The organism is Amycolatopsis sp. FDAARGOS 1241 (assembly GCF_016889705.1).
Taxonomy (GTDB): Bacteria; Actinomycetota; Actinomycetes; order Mycobacteriales; family Pseudonocardiaceae; genus Amycolatopsis.
In genome coordinates, this window is sequence record NZ_CP069526.1 from 3,025,460 (window position 1) to 3,048,934 (window position 23,475).

Sequence of the window (23,475 nt, forward strand, 5' to 3'; positions counted from 1 at the left end):
GTGAGCCTGGTCAGGGCTGTCCTGGACCTGTACGGGGGCCATGACAGTAGGTCTGCCCGAGAGACCCTAGCTCGAAAACTGGGGGTCTCGTATCACACGGTCCGGCGCTGGGTCTACGGAGACCGCAGGCCCGACTTCAAATCCACAATGAAGCTCTTTCAAATGATCGAGGACAACTGATCAATGGCCAACGCATCCGAAATCGCAGACCTGATTGCTCTGGGCATGAAACCTCCGGCCGGAACCCAGGATGTTTCCGAGCATGTGGGGATTGTCAAGACCTGGGACCCGCTCTCCGGTGTGAACACGGTTGAGGTCAATGGGACGACCCTGAGCAACCTGTCCTCACTCCAGAACGGCATGGGTAATGCCTTCTTCCCGGGTGACGTGGTCGCAATCCGGCGAGTCCAGACCAAGTACTACATTCTCGGTCGGATTGCGGCCCCGAATGGCCTGACCGGGTCTCAGCCCCAGTCCCTGACCGAGGACGGAGGTACCATCTCCGGCTCTCAGAACGTGTGGAAGGACCTTGACGCGGGTCCGGGTGTCAGTCCTCGGATCACGGTTCGAATCGGTAACGCGGCTCTGATCCGGTTTGGTATCGGAACCCTTGCTACGAACAACTCCGAGATTGACTGCACGATTGCTTGGTCCGGGGCGTCAACCACGAACCCAGATGACAACTTCACCGGGTTCTACTTCACCTCTGGGAGTAACAATAATCAGAACGGAGGGCCGACCATGATTCAGTCCCCGTCCAAGGACATGATGGTCTACCGGAACACAGGGATTCGGGAACTCCCGGGTGGGGGCTATGAGTTCTTCGTTCCCGGGGTTTACACCTTCTTCCTGAAGTACCAGTGGCGTGCTTACAACAACGGCAACGGGGCCCAGGTAATCAACCCGTGGCTCACGGTCATCCCCTTCTAAGGAGGCAAGCAATGAAGTTTGAAGAACGAGGACAGGCCCTCTACGACCAAGTGACTGAGGCCTTCGATCTCCGGCCGGATGAGCTTTCGATCCTGGAGCTTGCGTGCTTCGAGCTGGACACCGTGGACCGGCTACAGAAGGCCGTGGACGAACTCCCCAGTCTCCGCACCAAGGGGAGTATGGGCCAGGATGTCAGTGCCCCGGAACTGGGGGAGCTGAGACAGCATTCCCTGGCGTTTGCCAACCTCATATCCCGGCTCAAGATCTCGGACGAGGATTCAGACGAGATGCCCAAGAAATCCCCGTTTGAGGTGGCCCAGATGGGCGGTAGGGCCCGGGCCAAGGGCTTTCGGAGGAAGTTTTGAGGCGTAAGAAAACAGTCCTCCCGGTCCCGACTCTCAATCTCGGGTCCCGGGACGCGGAGACCGCCGTCAAGATTGGGGCCAACATCCTCGGTTTCCAGCATCGTCGGGGCTACGGCACCCGAACCCGGGCCCGAGTGGCTGAATGGGTACTGAAGGAATTCCAGACCAAGGGCCATGCCGAGATCCCGGCATTCGTCCTTGAGGCCTACTCAGGCCAAACCGTCAATGGCGAGGACTTTACCTACTTCGCTCCTAGCCTTGACGCCACTGAAATTGAAATCCACGAAAAGGAGAACTGAACATGAGCAACAACAACATCACGAACCAGGTCGAGCGCTTCGGTATCTACTCGGGTGAGGCCGTGGCCAAGGCTGAGGAGCGAGAGGCCTGGTTCCGACAGGCTCAGGGCACGCCCCCGGCTCTGGCTCCGGCTCTCAAGGCCATCTCTGAGGCCAAGGACGAAACGGCCATGATCAAGGCCGTGGACAAGTACCGGGAGCTTCAGCTTGTCCAGAAGCTCGAAGGTCACGCTCCCTGGCAGCAGGCGAACACGGCCATTGATCGAATGGTTAACCAGGCCGTGATTACCGAGGTTCCCCGGTACCGGTCCGAACTCTCCGACCAGATCCGGCCCCGGGTTGCCAAGCTTGTGGAACTGGTTTCGACCATGACCACGAACACGGCCCGGGGTGACGACGCGGTCACCAACACCGAGAAGCGGGTCTACCTCGAAGCTGAAGACCTGGTGAACGAGATCCGGGAACGGGTTCTTGTCCTGGGTCTCACGCTCGGCTTCGGCACTGTGGCCGGACACGTGGCGGAGGACCATCACACCTGGGTCGCGTACATGACGAACCTGGGCACGGACGCTGAGGACTTCGCTCTCTCGTTCCAGATCAACGGCTTTAACGGCCGGACTGTGGCCCAGTGGCACGAGTTCACCAAGCGGGTCCGGGAACTCGGTCACGAGGTCGAGTTCGGCACCGTGGACGAGATCCAGGAACGAGTCACGGCCTGGAATGGTCTGAACGAAACCCGCTACTGGAACGGGACTCACCTCCTGTCCAAGTCCGATCAGCCCAAGGCCAAGCCTGTCCCGGCTCGGAAGATCCAGGCCGCGATTCAGGCCCAGATGTTCCGGGAAATGGGGAACTGACCATGACTGACCCCATTGCGGACGCATTCGATCAGGCCTTCGCCAAGCGCGCCAAGGCTGAAGCTGACCTCTTCGGGATCCCGGAGTCCGAAACTGTAGCCGAGGCTGAGCCCGTGGATCCTGGGCCTCCGGGTGTTCCTCGGAACCCGGGTGCCGTGGGTGCTGGAGACAACATCCGATCCAAGGATCCGATCACGGCCGCGCTTGAGCGATTGGGGCTTTAGTGGTCTGGTCAGACGAAGAATTCCTTCGCAGACTCCGGGCCGAGTCCAAGAAGTACCGGACTCAACGTAATGCGGCCCGGGCTGAACGGGACAAGGCCCTGACCGAGGCCGAACGTCTTCGGGATGAGGTTCGGAGGCTTCAGGTCCTCCTGGACTTGTACGGGCCCAAGTCATGAGCCGTCGGCGCTTGGAGGTTGGCCTTGTCCTCACTCAAGAGGACGTGGATCTGATCTTCAAGGATCGACGATACGCGCGGAATGTGCGCAGGGACCGGAACAGGCTCCGGGACCGTGTGAACGAACTGGAGCTAGAAGTTCTCAATCTGGAACGGGAACTTGACGAGGTTGAGGAAGAGCTAGATGAGGCTCTAGGCCTTGCTCCCCGTACGGAAGATGACAGATAACCAAATACCCATGTAGCTGAGCCGTAGCGGGCCTGAATCCGAATCCAAGGGTAATCACACCCCAGGATAGTTCTGTGCCCGCTACGGCCCACTCAGGGCCATTTAGGCCCATTCTCGAAGGAGTGAATCCTTGACGTACGAACCGAAGACACACAAGTCACACCGGGTCATCAATTGGCTCTTGGGCCTCGGGCTCTCGATTGAAGGCCTCTGGGCCCTGGCCGTGATTCTCCAGGTGGTGGCCCGATGAGCATTCGCCTGAACTTCGACCCGATCCAGGTTCCGGCTGAGGTCCCCATCCTCGGCCACCGATGCAAGGCTAAGCACCGGACTGCCCTTGCCTGGGCCAGGTGTGCATTCCCTGGACATCGGCCGATACAGGGCCGTACAGGGAGGCTCTTGGTCGTGCACCCGTGCCGCTTGCTCTCAGCCGTGATCGTGGACTCCGAGGCTGAGGCAGAGAAGGTACTCAACTGGGGATGCTGCGGGGCCTGTGATCCCTCGAACCACGTCGTGTTCGCGGTCACCCGAAAACCACTCCCCGACAAATTGATCCCTGGAGCTGAAGTCTTGCCCACCTTTGAAGATGAAGAGTAATTGTGGATTCGACGAATAGGACCCCAGGAGCCGGCTCCTGGGTGTCCGAGAAAAGGAATTGAGGAATCATGTGCGTCAACAATCATGATCCGAATTTGATGGAGACCCGGCCCAGCGGAGCCCGAGTCTGTACCGCCTGCCGAGAAATGTACTCGGTGCAGCGCCGAATCCGTGGCGCTCAAATCAAGTCCCTGTCCACCCCCCGCGAAAGCGAGAACAACCATGCCCGCAACAACCGGTGACCTTGGCCTGGATTACTTCCGGTCCCTACTCCCCTCGATTGCAATCCGATACCTTGACGGGGATGAACGACACCCTCACGGAGCGTGGGCCACGCTCAGGGCTCTAGCCCGATATTGCCATACCGCCGGACTGGACAAATTCGAGTTCCGGGAACTAATCGAGTGGTCCGAGTTCGGGGCATCCTCGCTCTTTGGCCGAGGTCGTCTCAAGACCCAATGTGAGATGGCTTGGGACAAGACCCTTGACGATGAGACCGAGGTTGCGGACCGGGACGGTATCCGGGTCCTTGTGGCTCGCCTTGGGGAACGAGTGGCCGTACACACCTGGCCCGGACGAACGGGTAGCACGGATCGAGTGGTGGCCCTGGCAATCGTGGCCCGCTGCCATGAGCTAGGGACCTATTCCCCGGTCCTGTCCAGCCGTTGGCTTGCGGAACGGGTGACCCTGGGCCATGCAACCGTGTCCCGATCCTTGAGGCGTCTAGCCGAGGATGAGTTCCTCGTCGGCAAGCCCAAGAGGACTTCGGAGCACAACTACCAATACCGGGTTAATCTGAACTGGGCCCCGGCTCAGGGACAAACTGAGGCAAGTAGTTTAGTACCATCTACTTGGCTCACCTTGTCCCTCAATACTGTGAGTGTGGGGCATGATGCCTTTGCCCCGAAGTCCCTGGGTTATCGGGCCGGACGAATCTGGGTAGCCACTCAGCACCCGGTTTCAGCCCAAGAGATAGCCACCGAATACCGGGTCTCTGCCAAGACTGCTAGGCGAGACCTTCAAGGCCTGGTTGATTCGGGTTTGGCTGAGAAGATCCGGGATGGTCGGGTAACGCGGTATCGAATGCTAGATGCCAGTACCGAGAAGTTGGACGAAATTGCCGAGTTCTTCGGGACTACGGGTTGGCATTCTCGGCAACGGGAAACTCACGACAGGCAACGGGATGCCCGGGCTTATCATTATCAGACCGGGGGCCAGGCATGAGCGACGGGAACAAGTGCTCATGGGTCGAGTACGGGGACACGATTCCTTGTGGTGAATCCTCGGAAGGTTGGCACGGGGGCAGTCATCTCTGTCACAAACACATGAGCGTGCGTCTAGCGAGTAAGGGTACAGCATTGCGCCAAGGTAGTCGGTTCTATTGGCCCGAACAACTTCCGGGGTTCTGCTACGTCCTCGAATTGGTAGACGGTACGTTCAAGATTGGGTTCAGCTGGACTGAGAAGAACCTGAAGAACAGGCTCAGAAGTCATGAGAGAAACTATCCCGGGCATACGGTCCGTAGAATTCTCCCAGGTGGCCCGTTCACTGAAGCTCGGCTACATGAGCGGTTCTGGGAGTACCGGGTTCCCGGGAAGTCCGAGGAGTTCTATCCTTGCCAAGACCTGGAGGACCTCCTCAATGATCCGGCAGACGGGGGCTACACGCCCGAGAATCCTGTAGAGGATTTGTTGACAGAGCCCCAGGAGTAAGGGACATGGGACAGGGACAAACTGAGGCAAGTAGTTTAGTACCATCTACTTGTATCATCTTGTCCCTTTCCCTGATCCATTGAGACCCAAGCCTTGGGTAGCGGAGAGTCTGAGCCCTCCCGGTCTTCCTCTTTCCGGGAGGGTCAGATCTCGGAGTGATTGAAGCCCGAGAATCCAAGGCCATACCAATCTGGGGACTCAGGACCGCCGGCCCTTGGATAGTCCCAGGTCAATGGCAAGAGGTCTTCAACCAATGTGCGAATGATCGAGGTCTTCACACGTGTGGATCAAGGCCTTGGTCAGGGCCAGGGGGTGTACCCCTCTACCCCTACCTCACTCCTTGTACGCGGGGTTTGCTTGCCACGTCTTGCTTGCTTGTCCTCAGAAGTTCATTTTTTACAGGAATGTAGTAGTTCCAGGGCAAGGGCTGAGCGGCCCTGAGCCGGTTCCGGGCTTCTTGGTCCAGTCATCCGGCCCAGGCTCTCAGGGACCATCTCAGCCCCGGGAATGGGCCTTCTAGGGGCCTGGGCTGAGACGAGAGAACCCCGGTCCATAGTCCAAGGACCGGGGTTCCTGCCGTTCAGGCTGTCAGGGCTTGATACAGCGCTCCATCACAGGCTCCGGTACCAACTCCCGGAACTCTCGTTCAAGGGCCCGAGCGAGGCTCTCAGAGGCGAATACGCGGGCATAGTGCTTGGCCCTGCTCATGCCCTCGGTGAACACCCAGTTCCGGAAGGCGTGGGTCTGCTCCGGTGTCGGAGTCTCAGTGCTGATCATGGTCCCCTCCTTGGTCCAGGGCTTCACCGTACGTCCGAGGATCCATGATCGGTATAGAACGGGTGGGGTTCAGGTGCTCGGTTCAGGGCGAAGACCTCTCGGATGATCTCGTAGGGGAGTTCGTGGAACCCGTATCCGGGATCAATGCCGAATGACGTCCGGAACTTCTCGTACAAGTACGTATTCCCTGCCCCAGCCATTTCACTCATCCAAGCCCCACCCTCCCCGTATCCGGCCCAGAACTGGCCAGGGCTTGGGTTCCGGGGCTCAACCAGGATCCGGGGACTGTGACTCTTGGGGTACACGGTCACGGTGACGTGTTTCCGGATCTGTTCCCGACGCTCGAACAGGGTCCAGTTCTCCCAAGCGTCGAGAGCCCCGGCCATAGCCTGGAACTCGTCCGGCTCTCCGTTCGATTCCCTCTGGCGTAGGAACTCGGCCAGGCGTAGGACCTCGGTTGCCGGGGGAGTGGGTTCCTGGTCCAGGGCAGCCCGTGCCGCTCGTTCCTCGGCCTCAGCGTCCTTGAGGGCCTGAACGTATCCCCGGGCCATCTTCGCTACCTCGGCCGGAGGAAGCCCGGACCGGGCCCCCTCCGAGTACCAGGATTCGAGGTCTTCCCGGGCCTTGGTCACGGCCTGAATTGCAGCGTCAAGGCGTCGAGTGTCGACCTCGGGAACCTCTCGCCGGATCTCAGCCAGGATCTCCCGGGCTACCAGATCCACAACCGTAGCCGACACCCAGATATCGGCCTCGAAGACTCGTATCCCCGTGTGTTTGCAGTTGTAGCCGGGGACCGTGTCCTTGGGTTTGCGTAGGGTGAGCTTCTGGCCACACACCCCGCATTCGGCCAGGGATGACAAGAGCGAGGACGGGAGTTGCTGCCCGGTTCGGGTTCTCCGGCTCTCGAAGAGTTCGCCAAGTCGGTGGAATGTGACCGTGTCCAGGATCGGGGGCCAGGCTGCCGGGTGCCATTGGTCCTTGTGCTTACGCATCCCGATCAAAGCCGGGTTCTTGAGAATCTTCCGGATTACGTTCGCGTTCCAGTTCCGGCCCGGGAATCGAACTAGCCAGTCCTCAGCCGTGGCCGTAAGGCTTCTGGTTGGGGGTTCGGCTAGGAGGCCCTTCGCCAATTCTCGGATTGCCTGGGCCTGTTCCTCGTCGTGAACCTGAATCACGGGCTCACCCAAGAGCCGGGGTGGACGCTTGAATCCGAATGGCACAGGTCCGGCTGAAGCCCTGGCCCCACCCTCCGAAGCAATGGCTCCGGCAATCCCGCGCTTGACTCGTCGGGAGATACGTACGGCTTCAGCGTCCGCCTGGAGGACCTCGATACCGGCAATGAATCGGTCACTCTCGTCCGTGAGGTCGAATATCCGGCCCTTGGCACAGAGGAGGGTTCCGTGTTCGATGCACGCTTCTGAGAACCGTTGCCATCCGACTTGCTCACGAGTGCCCCGGCTGATCTCGGGCAGGATGGCGATATCAAGGGCCGGGACCCGTTCAATGAACTTGGCCCACTCGGTTCGGACTTGTCCGGCCCGGAGCCCGAAGATCGAGGCAGACTTCGTCTCGGTGAACACGTCCTCATCGGCCAGGGTCGCTCCCTGAGCCTCGGCATCCTTCCGGGCCTGGGTGAGCTGAGAGGACACGGACCGGCCCCCTTGGCTTGGGTCGGCCGAGATCCGCAGATAGGCACCCGCACGCTTGGTCATGGATCACATGATAGGCTGTGCGTCTAGTTGCTCGTAGTAGGCGACGCGCAGGCCGCCCGGCGCGGCGGCTTGCGCGATCGCCGCCGGGGTGACCGCCGCGCCTTCCGCCGCCGGGCCGGCCAGCGTCGTGAGACCGCCGACGATCACGGCCGCGGCGGCGGCCGAGAGCCACGCGGCTCTTCTGGATACCTTGTGCTGCATGGGTTCTCCCTCGCGCAGGCGAACGGCCCTCCGCGCACGCGGGGTGCGCGGAGGGGGCACGCGACGTGTGGATCACTGCCTGAGCGGTACCGGCCCGGTCTGAATGTGAACCAGGCAACGGGGAGAGTCAATACTTTGGACTAGACCAATTTCTGGTCGCGGGCGCAATGGGGTGTTTCGTCCGGAAAAGCCCGCCGAAGGTCGGTCCGTCACTTGAGCGGCGGGTCGAGCGGGAAGCAGGTGACGCGCACCGGCCACGTGTCTCCGCCGGCGGGCAGTGGCATCAGCGTGAGCGCGTTGGCCGCGTCGGTGTCGTGGGCTTCTTCGGCGGCCGCGTGGAAGATGTCCGCGGCGATCGACTGGTCGAACACGCCGATCTGCGGGTACGGCCACGACGGTGCGCCGTTCAGCGCCGCGGGGATGAGCCGGTCGACGACCTTGCGCAGCGTCGCGCCGTTGCTCGCCCGGTAGCCCCAGACATCGACGCCGAGGGTGTGCCCGACCTCCGCCATCCGGCCCCACGCCGTGAGGTTGAAGTTGACGTAGTGCCACGAGATCGTGCGCGTGAGCTCGAGGGGCTGGTTGCCGTTGGCGTCGAACTGCACGGGGAACCGCTTGTGCATCGCGTCGAGCACGATCTGCCGCGCCTGGTTCGTCTTGCCGAGGTAGGCGGTGATGGTCGCGTTCTGCACGTCGAGGAACGTGCCGTGGTTGTTGGTGGCGGCCAGCTCCAGTTTCGCCTGCGGGCTGGTCTGCATCCAGGTGAGGTACCGGCCGAGCCAGTCGCGGACCCCGGAGCGGTCGCGGCCGGTCCAGCCCGGCGCGCCGGCGTCGAGCAGCGCGAACGCGTCGACGACCTGCGTGAACGACTGCGTCGAGTCGATGATCCCCGTGCCGCTGATGGTGTTCTTGCACGGCACGATCTGCGAGTAGGTCATGTTCGGGTTCATGCGGGTGGCCGGGTCGAGGAACCACGTGCGGATGTCGAGAGCCGCGCGCTGCGCGTACTTCGCGTCGCCCGTGTAGTACCAGGCGGTGCTGAGGTAGTAGATCGCGTCCCACGCCACCATGCGGTAGGTGTGGTCGGTGATCGCGTCGGCCTCGGGGTTGCGCTCGCCGTCGCGGTTCACGTACGGGCAGCCCTGCGGGTTGTCGGGCGTCTTCGGCTGGCTCGCCCACTGGTAGGGCGCCTGGCTCTGGTAGTCGTGCTTGTCACCGCTGGGAGGCGTGGTGGGCTTGTCCAGCACGGACCACGGACCGGCGGTGAGCGCCTCGTCCGCCTTGCCCAGCACCGTTTTCAGCGCGGCGCGCTGGGCCGCGGTGGCGTGCCCGCCGCGCAGCGCGCCGCGGATCTGCGCCAGCTTCTTGCCGTCCGTCACGATCGTGTGCGGCACCGGCTGCGCCGCCGCCGTACCGCTCACCGGGACCACCGCGAGCACTGAGCCGAGCACCGTGAGCGCGGTCGCGCCGAGCACGCGTAACTGCCTTCGCACTGTTTCGCCCTTCGACTTCCGGGGACGCCTGGGATCCCCACGGCAACCGGGCGGCGGTGCGGCTGTGGCGACGGGAATTGTGCTGGGCCACCGGCTGCGGTGTCAATCAGGGGACGGCCCCGGCGGCCTCCGGCGGCTGTCAGAACCCGACCCCATTGAAGGTGCCGAGCAGATCACGCGTGCCTGGGTCGAGCTCGCGAACCGGGCGGCGGGCCCCACGACGTTCCTGGAACGCTCCGTCAACGGCCAGCCCGGTCTGGTGATCGAGCACAACGGCAGCACGGTGACGGTGCTCGCGTTCGATCTCGCGGATGACCGGATCAAGCGGATCCGGGTGATCCGCAACCCGGAGAAACTCCGGCCTTGGACGGCGAACCTCGCTGGTATGTACCACCTGGCGCCGCTCGAATCCCAGCCGGCCGACCCGACGTGATTGTCGTTACTGCGCTCTTCCTGCGGAAAAGGCGGTTCTCAGCCGGTTCATGGCAGTTTCACAGGTGATCGGGCAAGTGTGGGGGTGTGATCCACTGTGAACCCCGGGGCCGCGCCCGGCGATGACGACCACCGAGATACCGCGTCCAGCCCAGGGGGAGCCGGAGCGCGCCGCGCGGCGGGGGCACCTGCGCCAGCTCGGCCTGTACCGGCTGATGACCTTCGTCCTCGTGATCTTCATGCACGTGCTGGGCGCGACGACCTTCCCGCAGGACATCGTTTCCGATGCGCTCGAGACGCCGCTGCACCTGACGCGCGAGGCGTTCTTCGCGCTGACCACGTTCGTGCTCGTGTTCCAGTACCGCGGCCGCCCGCTGCGGGCCGGGGCGTTCTGGCGCAAGCGGGTGCCGCTCGTCGCGGTGCCGTACGTGGCCTGGTCGGTGATCTACTGGGCCTACTCGCTGCTCACGGCTGAGCAGCCCGTCGGGTCGGCCGCCGCCGCGCTGCGGGCACTGGTGATCGAGATCGCGACCGGCACGGCGTGGTATCACCTGTACTTCCTGCTCGTGACGCTGCAGGTGTACCTGCTGTTCCCGCTGCTGCTCAAGCTCCTGCGGGTGATCCGCGCGCACCCGTGGGTCGTGCTCGGCGTCTCCGGCGCGCTGCAGGTCGCCGTGACGGTGTTCCTGAGCTACCCGCCCGCCGGCGTCGAGTACTCGACCGTCAGCCGGTTCTTCACCACACTGCTGCCGTACCAGTTCTACTCGGTGCTCGGCGCCGTGGCGGCCGTGCACTTCGAGGCCGTGCACGCGTGGGTGCGCCGCCACCGGTGGGTCGTGGGCGGCGCACTCGTGGTGTCCCTCGCCTTTGCCGAGGCCGGCTACTTCCTCAGTGTCCACAACGGAGAGTGGCCCGAGCTGGCGAGCGACGCGTTCCGGCCCTACCTCATCCCGTGGTGCGTCGCCGCGATCGCCGGGCTCTACCTCGCCGGCACGCGCTGGGCCGAATCGAGCCGGCGCGGGAGCCGGGTCGTGTCGTGGGCGGTGGACCGGTCGTTCGCGATCTTCCTGGCGCACCCGATCGCGCTGGCTCTGCTGGCGCCGTTGATCGCGTTCGTCGGTGACGGCGCCGGCGCGCCGTGGACGACCGTGGCCGTGTTCCCGGCGACGCTGGCGCTCACCTTCCTGATCGTCGAGGTACTGCGGCGCCTGCCCTGGAGCCGCGCGCTGACCGGCCGGCCACCACTGGAGCTCAAGCGGGTCGCTGCCGCTGCCGCTGCTTAGGCAACAGCCGCGGCTCGCGGTCAGCCCTGGCGCCCCGAGGGATTCGGCGAGCCGGACGGCCGCGGCCACGCCGTCGGCCACGGGCACGTCGAGCGTGGCCGCCCGGCGCCGGCCGAGGCGGTCATGCCGGCGCAGCCGAGCACAAGGACCTCCGCGCCGGCGTCGCGTACACGCCGGGCGGCCGTGAGCATCGCCGATTCGGTGCGGCCCCGCCGCCACCACGGCGTCGAACGGTTCCTCCGTGCTGCGCAACAGGTCAAGCACGGCCGCGGCCGACAGAAAGCTGTCGAGCCAACTCTCCGTCGACTCCGGGCCCCACGCCGGCGTACGGGCGAGATCTCCGTGCCGGGGGTCGCCGATCCTGCCCGGGCGCTTGCGGCCCGGCGACCGTCCGGCCGAGCGGGAGCTCGCCGACGGCGACGGAGTGTCGCGCGTGCCCGTGCGCGAGGCGATCCGCAGCCCCGAGGCCGAGGGGTTCGTGGTCGTGGAGTCGCCACGGCGGGTGGTGGTGCGGACGCCCACGCGAGTCGACGTCGTCTCGCGCGAGCGTCCGGGGTGACGCCGCCCGGCGACGGTGCTGAACAGCCGCTTCCACGACGAGGTCGTGGCCATCGCCGCCAACTCCCTGCTCACCACGCTGCCGGCACCGTTCGAAGGCCGGCTGACCAGCCAGAAAGAGCACTGGTCCGACTGCGCGAGGAGCACCACCGGCTCGTGGACGACATCGCGTCGGGTGACGCTCGAGGCCCTGTTCGGCTGACGTGAGGCCACCCTGGCTTCCAGGGGGCCGGCCGATGCACTCGCGCGCCCAAGACCTGGTCACCGGCCCCGTGCTCGTCGAACCCGGCGGACGGGTGTTCTCGCGCGAGTTCCGTCGGCTGCCGGGCGGCTATCTGCGCGTGAACACGGCCTCGCCTTGACGAGCCTGCTGAAGGCTCTCCTCCCGACCCGAGATTGTCGCCCTGTGAGATCGGGCGGTTACCGGCCCGAGCCGAGCATCCCGGTCCACGTGTCGACGAACCCGGGGAAGGTCTTGCCGACCGTGGCCGGGTTCTCGACGCGGACGCCTTCGACGCGCAGGGCCAGCACCGCGGCGGCCATCACCAGGCGGTGGTCGTCGTAGGTGTGGAACACGCCGCCGTGCAGCGGGGCCGGGGTGATGCGCAGGCCGTCGTCGGTTTCGGAGACGTCGGCGCCCAGCGCGGACAGCTCGGTCGCCAGCGCGGTGATGCGGTCGGTCTCGTGGCCGCGCAGGTGGGCGACGCCGGAGATGACCGACGGGCCGTCGGCGAAGCAGAGCAGAGCCGCGACCACCGGGGTCAGCTCGCCGACCTCGTGCAGGTCGAGCTCCACACCCGGGATGCGCGGGCCGCCGGTCACGGCGAGGCCGTCGTCGTCCAGCCCGACGGTGGCACCGAGCGCGGGCAGGAGGCTGCGCAGCCAGTCGCCGGGCTGGGTGGTGGTGCGCGGCCAGCCCGCGACGCGCACCGTGCCGCCCGCGGCCACCGCCGCGGCGACGAACGGCGCGGCCGTCGACAGATCCGGCTCCACCACGTACTCGGGGCAGGAGAGCTTCGACGGCGCGACGTGGAACTCCGCACCCTCACGCTCGACGGTCGCGCCGAAGCGGCGCAGCATGTCGAGCGTCATCGCGATGTGCGGCTCGCTCGGCGGTGCGTCGCCGACGAGGCGGACGGTCACGCCGCGGTCGAACGCGGGCCCGGCCAGCAGCAGGGCCGAGAGGAACTGGCTCGACGCCGACGAGTCGAGGTCCACCGCGCCGCCGCGCACGCCACCGGCGCCGTGGACGGTGAAGGGCGGGGCGCCGCGGCCGTCGTCGTCGATGCGCACGCCGAGGCGGCGCAGCGCGGCCAGCAGCGGGCCGATCGGGCGGCGGCGGATGGCCTCGTCGCCGTCGAAGAGCACGGTGCCCTCACCCAGCGCGGCGAGCGCGGGCGTGAAGCGCGCGACCGTGCCGGCGTTGCCGAGCACGACCTGGACCGGCTCGCCGTGGCTGCTGCCGGTCGAACCGAGCGGGTGCACGAGGAATCCGTCGGCCGTCTGCTCGGACCGCCCGCCCAGCGACGCCAGCGCGCCGAGCATGAGGCGGGTGTCGCGGGAGTCGAGCGGCACGCGCACGCGCGTCGGCGCGCTCGCGAGAGCGGCCAGCACGTAGGCGCGGTTCGTGATCGACTTCGAGCCCGGCACGCGCACTCGCGCGTCCAGTGCCGCGGCCGCGACCGGCGCGGCCCAGTGGTCATCGTGCGCTTCCGTCACGCACCGAAGCCTAGCGTGGCGGTCCGCGTCATCGCGCCGCGCCGGGCACGGGCGCGAGCGCGCGGATCCGCGCGCGTGCGATATGCTGGCGGCCCGTGGGACTTCAGTCGCGGGCTACCAAGTTTGTCTTTGTCACCGGAGGCGTCGCCTCCTCTCTGGGTAAGGGACTCACGGCCTCCAGCCTCGGTCAGCTCCTTACCGCGCGCGGGCTTCGCGTCACGATGCAGAAGCTCGACCCGTACCTCAACGTCGACCCCGGGACGATGAACCCGTTCCAGCACGGCGAGGTGTTCGTCACCGACGACGGCGCCGAGACCGACCTGGACATCGGGCACTACGAGCGCTTCCTCGACCGGGACCTCGACGGCAAGGCCAACGTCACGACGGGCCAGGTCTACTCCGAGGTCATCGCCAAGGAACGGCGCGGCGAGTACCTCGGCGACACCGTGCAGGTGATCCCGCACATCACCGACGAGATCAAGTCGCGCATCACCGCCGCGGCCGGTCCCGACGAGCACGGGAACGCGCCGGACGTGGTGATCACCGAGGTCGGCGGCACGGTCGGCGACATCGAGTCGCTGCCGTTCCTCGAGGCGTGCCGCCAGGTGCGCCACGACGTCGGCCGGGACCACTGCTTCTTCCTGCACGTGTCGCTCGTGCCCTACCTCGCGCCGTCGGGCGAGCTCAAGACCAAGCCGACGCAGCACTCCGTCGCCGCGCTGCGCAACATCGGCATCCAGCCCGACGCGCTGGTCTGCCGCGCCGACCGGGAGCTGCCGGAGGACCTCAAGCGCAAGATCGGCCTGATGTGCGACGTCGATTCCGAGGCCGTCATCGCGTGCCCGGACGCGCGCTCCATCTACGACATCCCGAAGGTGCTGCACGGCGAGGCGCTCGACGCGTACGTGGTGCGCCGCCTCGGTCTGCCGTTCCGCGACGTCGACTGGACGGTGTGGGGGGACCTGCTCGACCGTGTGCACAACCCGAGCGAGATCGTGCGCGTCGCCGTGGTCGGCAAGTACATCGACCTGCCCGACGCGTACCTGTCGGTGACCGAGGCCCTGCGCGCGGGCGGGTTCGCCCACCGCGCCAAGGTCGAGATCGTGTGGGTGGCCTCCGACGACGCGCAGACCGCGTCGGGCGCCGCGTCCGTGCTGTCCGATGTGGACGGTGTGCTCATCCCGGGCGGGTTCGGCATCCGCGGCATCGAGGGCAAGGTCGGCGCCATCGAGTACGCCCGCACGCGCGGCGTGCCGCTGCTGGGCCTGTGCCTCGGCCTGCAGTGCATGGTCATCGAGGGCGCGCGGCACCTGGCGGGCATCGAGGACGCGAACTCGGCCGAGTTCGACGAGAACACGAAGCACCCGGTGATCTCGACGATGGCCGACCAGCGCGACGTCGTCGCCGGCGAACGCGACATGGGCGGCACGATGCGTCTCGGCGCGTACCCGGCGAAGCTCAAGCCGGGCTCGCAGGTCGCGAAGGCCTACGGCACCACCGAGGTGTCCGAGCGCCACCGCCACCGCTACGAGGTGAACAACGCCTACCGCAATCAGCTCTCCGACGCCGGCCTGGTGTTCTCGGGCACCTCGCCCGACGACCGCCTGGTCGAGTTCGTGGAGCTGCCCGCCGACGTGCACCCCTTCTTTGTCGGCACGCAGGCGCACCCCGAGCTCAAGAGCCGCCCGACCCGGCCGCACCCGCTCTTCAGCGCGTTCGTGAAGGCCGTGGTGGACCGCAAGGTCGCCGAGCGGCTGCCGGTGGAACTCGCCGAAGCACCCGTGGCGGCCCGGTGACCGAGCCCGGCAAGCACGAGTTCACGGTCGCCGGCTCGCGGGTCGTCCACATCGGACGCGTCGTCGGCCTGCGAGTCGACGACGTGGTGATGCCCGGCGGCGAGACGGCCGCCCGCGAGGTCGTCGAGCACCTCGGCGCCGTCGCGATCCTCGCGCTCGACGCCGGTGACGCCATCACGCTCGTCCACCAGTACCGGCACCCGCTCGGGCACCGCCTGTGGGAGCTGCCTGCGGGCCTGATCGACAAGCCGGGGGAGGACCCCGTCGACGCCGCCAAGCGCGAACTCGTGGAGGAGGTCGGGCTGGCGGCGCGCGAGTGGGCGACGCTCGTGGACGTCGCCGCGTCGCCCGGCTTCACCGACGAGGTCGTGCGCGTGTTCCTCGCGCGCGATCTGTCCGAAGTGGACCGCGACGTGCTCGGTGAGGAGGAAGCCGACCTCGTGGTGAAGAAGTTCTCGCTCGCCGACGCGGTCGAGATGGCGCTCGCGGGCGAACTGGTCAACGGCGCGACCGTGTCCGGTGTGCTGGCCGCCCACGCCGTGCTCACCGGGGCCGCGAAAACGCGCCCCGCCGACGCGCCGTGGCGCGACCGGCCGACCCGGTTCGCGCAGCGGCGCGCCCAGGGCTGAGCCCGTCGTCCGCGCCTGCCGCGCGTCGGCGGGCGCGGACGCGCGGCAGGCCTAGAGTGTGACCCCGTGACGGGCACGGGCAGGACCGCGGTGGTGGACGTGATCGCCGCGTACCTCGACCACCTCGTGGTGGAGCGCGGCACCGCCCGCAACACCCTCGACAGCTACGCCCGCGATCTGCGCCGCTACGCCGCCCACCTCGAAGCGGCGGGTGTCACCGAGTTCCCGGCCGTGACGCCGGCGCACGTCACGTCGTTCGGCGCCGCGCTGCGCGAAGGAGACGAGGAGCACCGGCCGCTGGCGGCGTCGTCGGCCGCGCGGGCGCTGGTCGCCGTGCGCGGGCTGCACAAGTTCGCGCACGCCGACGGTCTCACGGAGCACGACCCCGCGCGCGAGGTCCGACCGCCGGCCGCGGCGAAGCGGCTGCCCAAGGCACTGCCGGTGACCGACGTGCTGAAGCTCCTGGAAACCCCGCCGCCCGACGGCGAGCGGCCCCTGCGCGACCGGGCGCTGCTCGAACTCCTCTACTCCACGGGCGCCCGCATCTCCGAAGCCGTCGGTCTCGACGTGGACGACGTGGACGACGCCGAGCGCACCGTGCTGCTCGACGGCAAGGGCGGCAAGCAGCGCCTCGTGCCCATCGGCCGGCCCGCCGTGGAGGCGCTGCACGCGTACCTCGTGCGCGCGCGCCCGGTGCTCGCCGCGCACGGCCGCGGCACCGCGGCGATGTTCCTCAACGCCCGCGGCAGCCGCCTGTCGCGCCAGAGCGCGTGGCAGGTGCTCAAGGACACCGCCGAACGGGCGGGCATCACGGCCGACGTCTCGCCCCACACCCTCCGCCACTCCTTCGCCACCCACCTCCTCGAGGGCGGCGCGGACGTCCGCGTCGTCCAGGAGCTCCTCGGCCACGCCTCGGTGACGACGACCCAGGTGTACACGCTCGTCACGGTGAACACGCTGCGGGAGGTCTACGCCACCGCGCACCCGCGAGCCCTGGGCTGAACGCCCGAATGCGTTCCCCCGGCCGTGGTGACTCGGCGAACCCCGCCCGGCGCGGCGCTTTGCCGGGGCTCGGACTCCGCGCATAGGCTGCCGGGGACCTCGCCGAACAAGGAGCTTTCCCGCTATGTCGACACCGACACCGACACCGAACCAGCCGGAGCGTCCGGCCGCGTCCGCCGGGTCGGCCGCGGCGAGCCTCTCCCAGGCGACGATCGCCACGCCCGCGGACCACGACGGGGACGAGCCCTCCGGCGGCGCGCGGCTCAGCCGTGCCGAGAGGGCGCGGGCGCGGGCCAAGGAACGCGAGGAGAGCGGCATCGGGCCGACGGGCCGGCCGTTGCGCGAGATCCCGGAGCCGCCGCCGCTGGACCACCACGGTCCGGCCCAGGTGCTGGCGATGTGCAACCAGAAGGGCGGCGTCGGCAAGACCACGTCGACGATCAACCTGGGTGCGGCGCTCGCCGAGTGCGGGCGCCGGGTGCTGCTGGTCGACTTCGACCCGCAGGGTGCGCTGTCCGTGGGCCTGGGCATCCAGCCGCACGAGCTGGACCAGACGGTCTACAACGTGATCATGGAGCGGTCCGTCGGCATCGAGGACGTGCTGCGCAAAACCCGCGTCGACGGCGTTGACCTGCTGCCGAGCAACATCGACCTGTCCGCGGCGGAGGTTCAGCTCGTCGCAGAGGTAGGGCGCGAACACACGTTGTTACGGGTCCTTCGTCCGGTGCTGAACGACTACGACTATGTTCTTGTCGACTGCCAGCCCTCGCTCGGCCTGTTGACGGTGAACGCATTGACCGCCGCGGACGGTGTGATCATCCCCCTGGAGTGCGAGTTCTTCAGTCTGCGAGGCGTCGCGCTCCTGATCGACACGATCGAGAAGGTGCAGGAACGCCTCAACCCCAAACTTGACATCACGGGGATTCTCGCCACGATGTACGACCCGAGAACCCTGCACTCGAAGGAGGTCATGGCTCGCGTGGTGGAGGCATTCGGCGACACCGTGTTCGACACGGTGATCAACCGCACCGTGCGGTTCCCCGAGACGACGGTCGCGGGTGAGCCGATCACGACCTGGGCCCCCAAATCCGCCGGCGCGGCAGCCTATCGCGCGCTGGCTCGCGAGGTGATCGCTCGGTGAGCAGGCGCGCTTCCCTGCCCGGAGCGTCGGAGCTCTTCCGCCTCACCTCCAGCCCCACCAGCACGGCACTCGACCGTCCGGCGGCCCCCGCGCCGGCCGAGCCGCTCCCGAAGAAGCGCGCGGACGCCGACCAGCTGAGCCGCGCCGCGGCGCCCAGCGGGTCCGGCCGCACGAAGCACGACGCGAAGATCACCGTGTACGTCTCGGGCGAAGAACTCCTCGCGATGGAACAGACCCGGCTGAACCTGCGGGCGAAGCACGACCTCGTGGTCGACCGCGGCCGCCTGGTCCGCGAGGCCGTGGCCGTGCTGATTGCCGACTTCGACCAGCGCGGCGACGACTCCGTGCTGGTCCAGCGATTGCGGGCGAACGAGGACGAAGGCGGAACCGAGGGCTGATGGACGGACCGGCATCGGCCGACCAGCCGGAGCCGGAACCCACGGCCCCGGACCCCGAGGTGCCCGTCGAGCACGAAACGGTGCACGGCGGGACGATCCCCGAGGGCTACGCCGAAGAGCTGAGCACCTCGAAGTTCAAGGTGCGCCTGAAGAACTTCGAGGGTCCGTTCGACCTGCTGCTGCAACTCATCTCGCAGCACCAGCTCGACGTCACCGAGGTCGCGCTGCACCAGGTCACCGACGACTTCATCGAGTACACCCGCGCGCTCGGCACGGACTGGAACCTCGACGAGACCACGGAGTTCCTGGTCATCGCGGCGACCCTCCTCGACCTCAAGGCAGCCCGGCTGCTGCCCGCGGCCGAGGTCGAGAACGAGGACGACCTCGCGCTGCTCGAGGCCCGCGACCTGCTTTTCGCGCGGGTGCTGCAGTACCGCGCGTACAAGCAGGTGGCCGCCCTGTTCGGCGAGCTGGAGCAGGGCGCGCTGCGGCGCTACCCGCGGTCGGTGGCGCTCGAGGAGCGCTTCGTGGGCCTGCTGCCCGAGGTGATGCTGGGTGTCACGCCGCAGCGCTTCGCGGAGATCGCGGTGGCCGTGTTCCGGCCGAAGCCGCCGCCGACCGTGTCGATCGCGCACCTGCACATGGGCCGGGTGTCCGTGCGCGAGCACGCCGCCCTGCTGCGGGTGAAGCTCGCGGAATCGGGGCAGGCCACCTTCAAGGAGCTCGTCCTCGACTGCGAGCACACCGTGGAGATCGTCGCGCGCTTCCTGGCTTTGCTGGAGCTGTACCGCGAGTCGTCGGTGCAGTTCGACCAGGAGGAAGCGCTGGCCGAGCTGCACGTTCGCTGGACCGGCGGCAGCGTCGAAGAGGCCTCGGCCGCCGCGGCCCACGACCGCGCGGCGGCCGGAGAAGAGGAGTACGGGTGAGCACCGAAGACGACCACGCCGGCGTGGAGGCGATCGACCTCGACCGCGAGATGAACCCGGCCGCGCCGGCACCCGGGGCCGAGACCGAGTCGCAGGGCGAGGTTGCGGCTGCCGGGGCTCCGGACGTCGCCGAAGCGCCTGCGACGGCGGTCGGCGAAAACGAGCCGGCGAGCACCGAACCGGAGCCGGCTGACGGACCGAGCGCCGAGCAGCCCGAGAACTCAGCCGCCCCGGCCGCGAATGCCGAGGCGTCCGGGACTTCGGACGGCGAGCTCGCCGAAGCCGAGCGGCCTGAGGCAGACGGCGACGCAGCCGCGGACGAGGACCAGCCGGCGGATGCCGGGGCGACTGAGGCCGGGCAGCCGGAGACCGTAGCCGCCGGCGCTGCGGATGCCGAGCAACTGGAGCCGGCGACGGCCGAGGCAGAGCAGCTTCAGGAGCCGGACACCACGGCTGGCGGCGCCGAGCAGCCGGCGTCGCCGGACCCCGCGGACGCCGAGCAGTCGGAAGCCCCGGATGGTGAAGCCGCCGATGCCAAGCGGGCTGACGCGCCGGATGGCGCAGCCGCCGATGCCGAGCGGGCTGACGTGCCAGAGGGCCAAGCCGCCGATGCCGGGCACCCGGAGCCGCCGGAATCTCCGGCGCCGCAGGAACCGGGCGACGACCCCCGGTCCGACCTCGTCGCGGCCGGGGACGTCAGCGATCTGCCCGACGTCACCTCCGACGAAGCTCTCGAAGCCGCCCTCGAGGCGCTGCTGCTCGTGGTCGATTCGCCCGCCAGTGAGGAGACGCTGGCGCAGACGGTGGAGCAACCGGTGGCGCGCGTCACCGTCGCGCTCCGGACCATGGCGCAGAAGTTCACCGAGCGGGCCAGCGGGATCGACCTGCGGCGCGTCGGGGAGGGGTGGCGGTTCTACACTAGGGACACGTACGCCCCGTTCGTGGAGAAGCTCCTGCTCGACGGCCAGCGGTCGAAGCTGACCCGGGCCGCGCTGGAGAGCCTCGCCGTGATCGCGTACCGGCAGCCGGTGACCCGGGCCAGGGTCGCCGCGGTGCGCGGGGTCAACGTCGACGGCGTGATCCGGACCCTGCTGGCCCGTGGCCTCATCGAGGAGATGGGCACCGACCCGGAGACGACGGGCACGCTGTACGTGACGACCGAGCTGTTCCTGGAGCGACTGGGGCTGTCGTCGCTGAACGACCTGCCCCCGATCGCTCCGCTGCTACCCGAAGTGGACACCATCGATGACATCTAGCGAGCACCCCGACGGCGTCCGGCTGCAGAAGGTCCTGTCGCAAGCCGGCGTCGCGTCGCGGCGCGCGGCCGAGGACCTGATCGTGGCCGGCCGGGTGGAGGTGAACGGCGAGGTCGTCACCGAGCTCGGCCGGCGCGTCGACCCGCTCGAGTCGGTGATCCACGTCGACGGCACGCGGGTGAACCTCCGCGACGATCTCGTGTACCTCGCCTTCAACAAACCCAAGGGCGTCCACTCGACGATGTCGGACGACCGTGGCCGCCCCTGCGTGGGCGACTACCTGCGCGGCCGCTGGGAGGAGACGCCCGGCGTCGTGCACGTCGGCCGGCTCGACGAGAACACCGAGGGCCTGCTGCTGCTCACCAACGACGGCGACCTCGGCCACCGGCTCATGCACCCGTCCTACCGCGTGCTCAAGACCTACTTCGCCGAGGTCGAGGGCCTCGTGCCGCGCGGGCTCGGCAAGGAGCTGCGCGCCGGCTGGGAGCTGCCCGACGGCATCGTCAAGGTCGACCAGTTCCGCGTGAAGGACATGCACTCCGGCAAGAGCATGATCGAACTCGTGATCCACGAGGGCCGCAAGCACATCGTGCGCCGCCTGATGGCCGCCACCGGGCACCCGGTGCGCAAGCTCGTGCGCACCGCGGTCGGCGACGTGCAGCTCGGCAACCAGCGCCCCGGCACGATCCGCCGTCTCAACCGCGGCGAGGTCGGCGCGCTGTACCGCAACGTCGAGCTCTGATCCGTTCGGGGGGTTCGCGCTCCGGTCCCCACTTTCCGCCCTGGTGCCGTGCGTCCGCGTCCTCCTAGCTTGATCGACATCCCGATTGAGCTGGAGGACTGGAATGCGTGTGCTCAGAGGGCTCTGCGCGGCGGCGGTCGTCGCCGCGGGGCTCGTGGTGCCGGTGCAGCAGGCGGCCGCGAGACCCGCCGGCACCGAACCGGTGTACGACTTCGCCGGAGCGATCCGCGAAACGGTGTGGGTGGACGTCGGCCGCGACGGTGACGGCGACGGCAAGCCCGACCGCGTCGCAGCGGACATCGTGCGGCCGGCGGAACCGGCGGCGCAGGGCCGCAAGATCCCCGTGATCATGGACGCGAGCCCGTACTACTCCTCGCTCGGGCGCGGCAACGAGAGCGAGTTCAAGACCTACGACCAGCAGGGCCGCCCGGTCGGGTTCCCGCTGTTCTACGACAACTACTTCGTGCCGCGCGGCTACGCGGTCGTGCTCGTGGACCTCGCCGGCACCAACCGGTCCACCGGCTGCGTCGACGTCGGCGGCATGTCCGACGTGCAGTCGGCCAAGAAGGTCGTCGACTGGCTGAACGGCCGTGCCACGGGCTACAGCGCGAAATCCGGTGGCAGCGAGGTCACGGCGAGCTGGAGTGACGGCGGCGTCGGCATGATCGGCAAGTCCTACGACGGCACGATCGCCAACGGCGTGGCCGCCACCGGCGTCGCCGGGCTGAAGACGATCGTCCCGATCTCGGCGATCAGCTCGTGGTACGACTACTACCGCTCCGACGGTGCGTCGTTCGGCTTCGACCCCGACGGGCTGGCGCGGACCGTGGAGACGCGCAACGGCGGCCAAGACTGCTCGGCGGAGAACGCGAAGCTCGCGAAGGGCGCCACCGCGAACGGTGACTACGGTCCGTTCTGGGCGGAGCGCGACTACGTGGCGCAGGCGAAGAAGGTGCTCGCGAGCGTGTTCGTCTCGCACGGCGTGAACGACCTCAACGTCAAGACGATCAACTTCGGCCAGTGGTGGGACGCGCTCGCCAAAGCCGGGGTCCAGCGCAAGATCTGGCTCGCGCAGACCGGGCACGTCGACCCGTTCGACTACCGCCGCGCGGACTGGGTCGACACACTGCACCAGTGGTTCGACCACTACCTCATGGGCATCGACAACGGCATCGAGAAGCAGCCGATGGCGACGGTCGAGCGGCAGCCGGACCAGTGGGCCGACCAGTCCTCGTACCCGGCGGCAGGCGCGGAGGCGACGACGCTGCGCCCGCACGCGGGCTCGGTGGCCGGCGTCGGCACGCTGACCACGGCCGTTTCGTCAGGAATGGCTTCGTTCACGGACAACCCGAAGCTCGGCGAGGACGAGTGGGCGGCGGACCCGGCGGCGACGTCGGCCGGCCGCGTGCTCTACAGCACCGGCGCGCTTTCCGCGCCGCTGCAGGTTTCCGGGACCTCGTCGATCACCGTGACGGCCACACCCAGCACGTCGTCGGCGCGCGTGTCGGCGATGCTCGTGGACTACGGTCCCGCCACGATCCGCAACTACTCCGCCGGCGGCGAAGGCATCAAGACCGGCACCGCGGAGACGTGCTGGGGTGCGACCGCCCCCGGCGACGACGCCTGCTACAAGGTCACCAGCGCGGACACGGCGAACGTCGGCTACACCGTCATCAGCCGCGGCTGGGCCGACCTGGCGAACTACCGGTCGCTGAGCCACGAATCGCCGCTGACGCCCGGCAAGGCCTACTCGATGACGTTCCGCCTCGCGAGCACCGACCACGTCGTCCCCGCGGGCCACGCGCTGGCGTTGATCATCGGCGGCACGGACGGCGACTTCATCACCGGACCGGCGAACGCGCCGACACTGACGGTGGACCTGGCGAAGACTTCGGTGCGGGTGCCGCTCGTGGGCACCGCGCCCGCCGATCCGGGCGCGACCCTGCCGGGCACCGCGGTCACCTCGGTCCGCAACGACCCGCGACTCGACCTGCGGTGATCGTCCGGGTGGTCGCCTGGACAC

General features: G+C 67.7%; 22 protein-coding genes and 2 pseudogenes. 18 read left to right on the forward strand and 6 right to left on the reverse strand.

Annotated features, from left to right (window positions below; genetic code table 11):
- Positions 1-183: 183 nt before the first annotated feature.
- From I6J71_RS14930 to I6J71_RS50715, 5 genes are all read left to right on the forward strand, one after another.
- Positions 184-930: a hypothetical protein gene (locus tag I6J71_RS14930; RefSeq protein WP_204095260.1), complete on the forward strand. Its 747-nt coding sequence runs from the start codon at positions 184-186 to the stop codon at positions 928-930.
- Between the two features lie 11 nt (positions 931-941).
- Positions 942-1,295: a hypothetical protein gene (locus tag I6J71_RS14935; protein WP_204095261.1), complete on the forward strand. Its 354-nt coding sequence runs from the start codon at positions 942-944 to the stop codon at positions 1,293-1,295.
- 134 nt (positions 1,296-1,429) lie between these two features.
- Positions 1,430-1,594: a hypothetical protein gene (locus I6J71_RS14940; RefSeq protein ID WP_204095262.1), complete on the forward strand. Its 165-nt coding sequence runs from the start codon at positions 1,430-1,432 to the stop codon at positions 1,592-1,594.
- Positions 1,595-1,596: 2 nt separating this feature from the next.
- Positions 1,597-2,451 (forward strand): hypothetical protein, encoded by an 855-nt coding sequence (locus tag I6J71_RS14945; protein ID WP_204095263.1) that lies wholly within the window; start codon positions 1,597-1,599, stop codon positions 2,449-2,451.
- 1,689 nt (positions 2,452-4,140) lie between these two features.
- A complete protein-coding gene (locus tag I6J71_RS50715; RefSeq protein WP_370542141.1) occupies positions 4,141-4,899 on the forward strand; it encodes a DeoR family transcriptional regulator in 759 nt (252 codons plus the stop codon).
- Between the two features lie 1,076 nt (positions 4,900-5,975).
- On the opposite strand, the gene I6J71_RS14955 is transcribed toward I6J71_RS50715, so the two are convergent.
- The 4 genes from I6J71_RS14955 to I6J71_RS14970 all read right to left on the reverse strand — a co-directional run bounded on the left by I6J71_RS14955 (position 5,976) and on the right by I6J71_RS14970 (position 9,552).
- On the reverse strand, positions 5,976-6,164 hold the full coding sequence (locus tag I6J71_RS14955; RefSeq protein ID WP_204095265.1) for a hypothetical protein: 189 nt from the start codon (positions 6,162-6,164) through the stop codon (positions 5,976-5,978).
- Between the two features lie 23 nt (positions 6,165-6,187).
- On the reverse strand, positions 6,188-7,876 hold the full coding sequence (locus tag I6J71_RS14960; RefSeq protein WP_204095266.1) for a recombinase family protein: 1,689 nt from the start codon (positions 7,874-7,876) through the stop codon (positions 6,188-6,190).
- 3 nt (positions 7,877-7,879) lie between these two features.
- Positions 7,880-8,077 (reverse strand): hypothetical protein, encoded by a 198-nt coding sequence (locus I6J71_RS14965; RefSeq protein WP_204095267.1) that lies wholly within the window; start codon positions 8,075-8,077, stop codon positions 7,880-7,882.
- Positions 8,078-8,286: 209 nt separating this feature from the next.
- The gene (locus I6J71_RS14970; protein ID WP_204095268.1) at positions 8,287-9,552 is read right to left on the reverse strand and encodes an alginate lyase family protein; all 1,266 of its coding nucleotides are present in this window, start codon (positions 9,550-9,552) and stop codon (positions 8,287-8,289) included.
- 82 nt (positions 9,553-9,634) lie between these two features.
- On the opposite strand from I6J71_RS14970, the gene I6J71_RS14975 reads away from it, so the two are divergent.
- A complete protein-coding gene (locus I6J71_RS14975) occupies positions 9,635-10,003 on the forward strand; it encodes a hypothetical protein (RefSeq protein WP_204095269.1) in 369 nt (122 codons plus the stop codon).
- Between the two features lie 121 nt (positions 10,004-10,124).
- Entirely contained in the window at positions 10,125-11,285 is a 1,161-nt protein-coding gene (locus tag I6J71_RS14980; RefSeq protein WP_204095270.1) for an acyltransferase, read from the forward strand.
- Here I6J71_RS14980 and I6J71_RS48165 read toward each other — a convergent pair.
- A pseudogene (locus tag I6J71_RS48165) lies at positions 11,238-11,662 on the reverse strand (aspartate/glutamate racemase family protein); the annotation flags it as partial. The gene I6J71_RS14980 and the pseudogene I6J71_RS48165 sit on opposite strands and share 48 nt — an antisense overlap.
- Here I6J71_RS48165 and I6J71_RS14985 point away from each other — a divergent pair.
- Together I6J71_RS14985 and I6J71_RS49740 are read left to right on the forward strand one after the other, a co-directional pair.
- A pseudogene (locus I6J71_RS14985) lies at positions 11,644-12,026 on the forward strand (GntR family transcriptional regulator); the annotation flags it as partial. The pseudogenes I6J71_RS48165 and I6J71_RS14985 overlap by 19 nt on opposite strands.
- A gap of 53 nt (positions 12,027-12,079) precedes the next feature.
- Complete coding sequence (locus I6J71_RS49740) at positions 12,080-12,205, forward strand: hypothetical protein (RefSeq protein ID WP_255570871.1); 126 nt, start codon at positions 12,080-12,082, stop codon at positions 12,203-12,205.
- Positions 12,206-12,263: 58 nt separating this feature from the next.
- Here the strand turns inward: I6J71_RS49740 and aroA are convergent, their stop codons facing one another.
- On the reverse strand, positions 12,264-13,562 hold the full coding sequence (aroA, locus tag I6J71_RS14990; protein WP_204095271.1) for a 3-phosphoshikimate 1-carboxyvinyltransferase: 1,299 nt from the start codon (positions 13,560-13,562) through the stop codon (positions 12,264-12,266).
- 95 nt (positions 13,563-13,657) lie between these two features.
- Here aroA and I6J71_RS14995 point away from each other — a divergent pair, with 95 nt between their 5' ends.
- The 9 genes from I6J71_RS14995 (at position 13,658) to I6J71_RS15035 (ending at position 23,451) form a co-directional block, all read left to right on the forward strand.
- Complete coding sequence (locus tag I6J71_RS14995; protein WP_204095272.1) at positions 13,658-15,358, forward strand: CTP synthase; 1,701 nt, start codon at positions 13,658-13,660, stop codon at positions 15,356-15,358.
- Entirely contained in the window at positions 15,355-15,987 is a 633-nt protein-coding gene (locus I6J71_RS15000) for an NUDIX domain-containing protein (protein WP_204095273.1), read from the forward strand. Before I6J71_RS14995 ends, I6J71_RS15000 begins: the two co-directional genes overlap by 4 nt.
- 99 nt (positions 15,988-16,086) lie before the next feature.
- Complete coding sequence (xerD, locus tag I6J71_RS15005; RefSeq protein ID WP_204097061.1) at positions 16,087-16,989, forward strand: site-specific tyrosine recombinase XerD; 903 nt, start codon at positions 16,087-16,089, stop codon at positions 16,987-16,989.
- Between the two features lie 124 nt (positions 16,990-17,113).
- Entirely contained in the window at positions 17,114-18,130 is a 1,017-nt protein-coding gene (locus tag I6J71_RS15010; protein ID WP_204095274.1) for a ParA family protein, read from the forward strand.
- The gene (locus I6J71_RS15015; RefSeq protein WP_204095275.1) at positions 18,127-18,528 is read left to right on the forward strand and encodes a cobyrinic acid a,c-diamide synthase; all 402 of its coding nucleotides are present in this window, start codon (positions 18,127-18,129) and stop codon (positions 18,526-18,528) included. The genes I6J71_RS15010 and I6J71_RS15015 overlap by 4 nt, the downstream gene beginning before the upstream one ends.
- A complete protein-coding gene (locus I6J71_RS15020) occupies positions 18,528-19,454 on the forward strand; it encodes a ScpA family protein (protein WP_204095276.1) in 927 nt (308 codons plus the stop codon). Before I6J71_RS15015 ends, I6J71_RS15020 begins: the two co-directional genes overlap by 1 nt.
- Positions 19,455-19,855: 401 nt before the next feature.
- Positions 19,856-20,710: an SMC-Scp complex subunit ScpB gene (gene scpB, locus I6J71_RS15025; RefSeq protein ID WP_370542213.1), complete on the forward strand. Its 855-nt coding sequence runs from the start codon at positions 19,856-19,858 to the stop codon at positions 20,708-20,710.
- The gene (locus I6J71_RS15030) at positions 20,700-21,452 is read left to right on the forward strand and encodes a pseudouridine synthase (protein ID WP_204095277.1); all 753 of its coding nucleotides are present in this window, start codon (positions 20,700-20,702) and stop codon (positions 21,450-21,452) included. Before scpB ends, I6J71_RS15030 begins: the two co-directional genes overlap by 11 nt.
- A gap of 103 nt (positions 21,453-21,555) precedes the next feature.
- Entirely contained in the window at positions 21,556-23,451 is a 1,896-nt protein-coding gene (locus I6J71_RS15035) for a Xaa-Pro dipeptidyl-peptidase (protein ID WP_204095278.1), read from the forward strand.
- The last annotated feature ends 24 nt before the right edge of the window (positions 23,452-23,475 follow it).

Excerpts from the sequence above, each read along its gene's own strand:
- I6J71_RS14930 (WP_204095260.1), top strand. The coding sequence starts at position 184 with ATGGCCAACGCATCCGAAATCGCAGACCTGATTGCTCTGGGCATGAAA.
- I6J71_RS14935 (WP_204095261.1), top strand. The coding sequence starts at position 942 with ATGAAGTTTGAAGAACGAGGACAGGCCCTCTACGACCAAGTGACTGAG.
- I6J71_RS14945 (WP_204095263.1), top strand. The coding sequence starts at position 1,597 with ATGAGCAACAACAACATCACGAACCAGGTCGAGCGCTTCGGTATCTAC.
- I6J71_RS50715 (WP_370542141.1), top strand. The coding sequence starts at position 4,141 with ATGGCTTGGGACAAGACCCTTGACGATGAGACCGAGGTTGCGGACCGG.
- I6J71_RS14955 (WP_204095265.1), bottom strand. The coding sequence starts at position 6,164 with ATGATCAGCACTGAGACTCCGACACCGGAGCAGACCCACGCCTTCCGG.
- I6J71_RS14960 (WP_204095266.1), bottom strand. The coding sequence starts at position 7,876 with ATGACCAAGCGTGCGGGTGCCTATCTGCGGATCTCGGCCGACCCAAGC.
- I6J71_RS14965 (WP_204095267.1), bottom strand. The coding sequence starts at position 8,077 with ATGCAGCACAAGGTATCCAGAAGAGCCGCGTGGCTCTCGGCCGCCGCC.
- I6J71_RS14980 (WP_204095270.1), top strand. The coding sequence starts at position 10,125 with ATGACGACCACCGAGATACCGCGTCCAGCCCAGGGGGAGCCGGAGCGC.
- I6J71_RS49740 (WP_255570871.1), top strand. The coding sequence starts at position 12,080 with ATGCACTCGCGCGCCCAAGACCTGGTCACCGGCCCCGTGCTCGTCGAA.
- I6J71_RS15010 (WP_204095274.1), top strand. The coding sequence starts at position 17,114 with ATGTCGACACCGACACCGACACCGAACCAGCCGGAGCGTCCGGCCGCG.
- I6J71_RS15020 (WP_204095276.1), top strand. The coding sequence starts at position 18,528 with ATGGACGGACCGGCATCGGCCGACCAGCCGGAGCCGGAACCCACGGCC.
- I6J71_RS15030 (WP_204095277.1), top strand. The coding sequence starts at position 20,700 with ATGACATCTAGCGAGCACCCCGACGGCGTCCGGCTGCAGAAGGTCCTG.
- I6J71_RS15035 (WP_204095278.1), top strand. The coding sequence starts at position 21,556 with ATGCGTGTGCTCAGAGGGCTCTGCGCGGCGGCGGTCGTCGCCGCGGGG.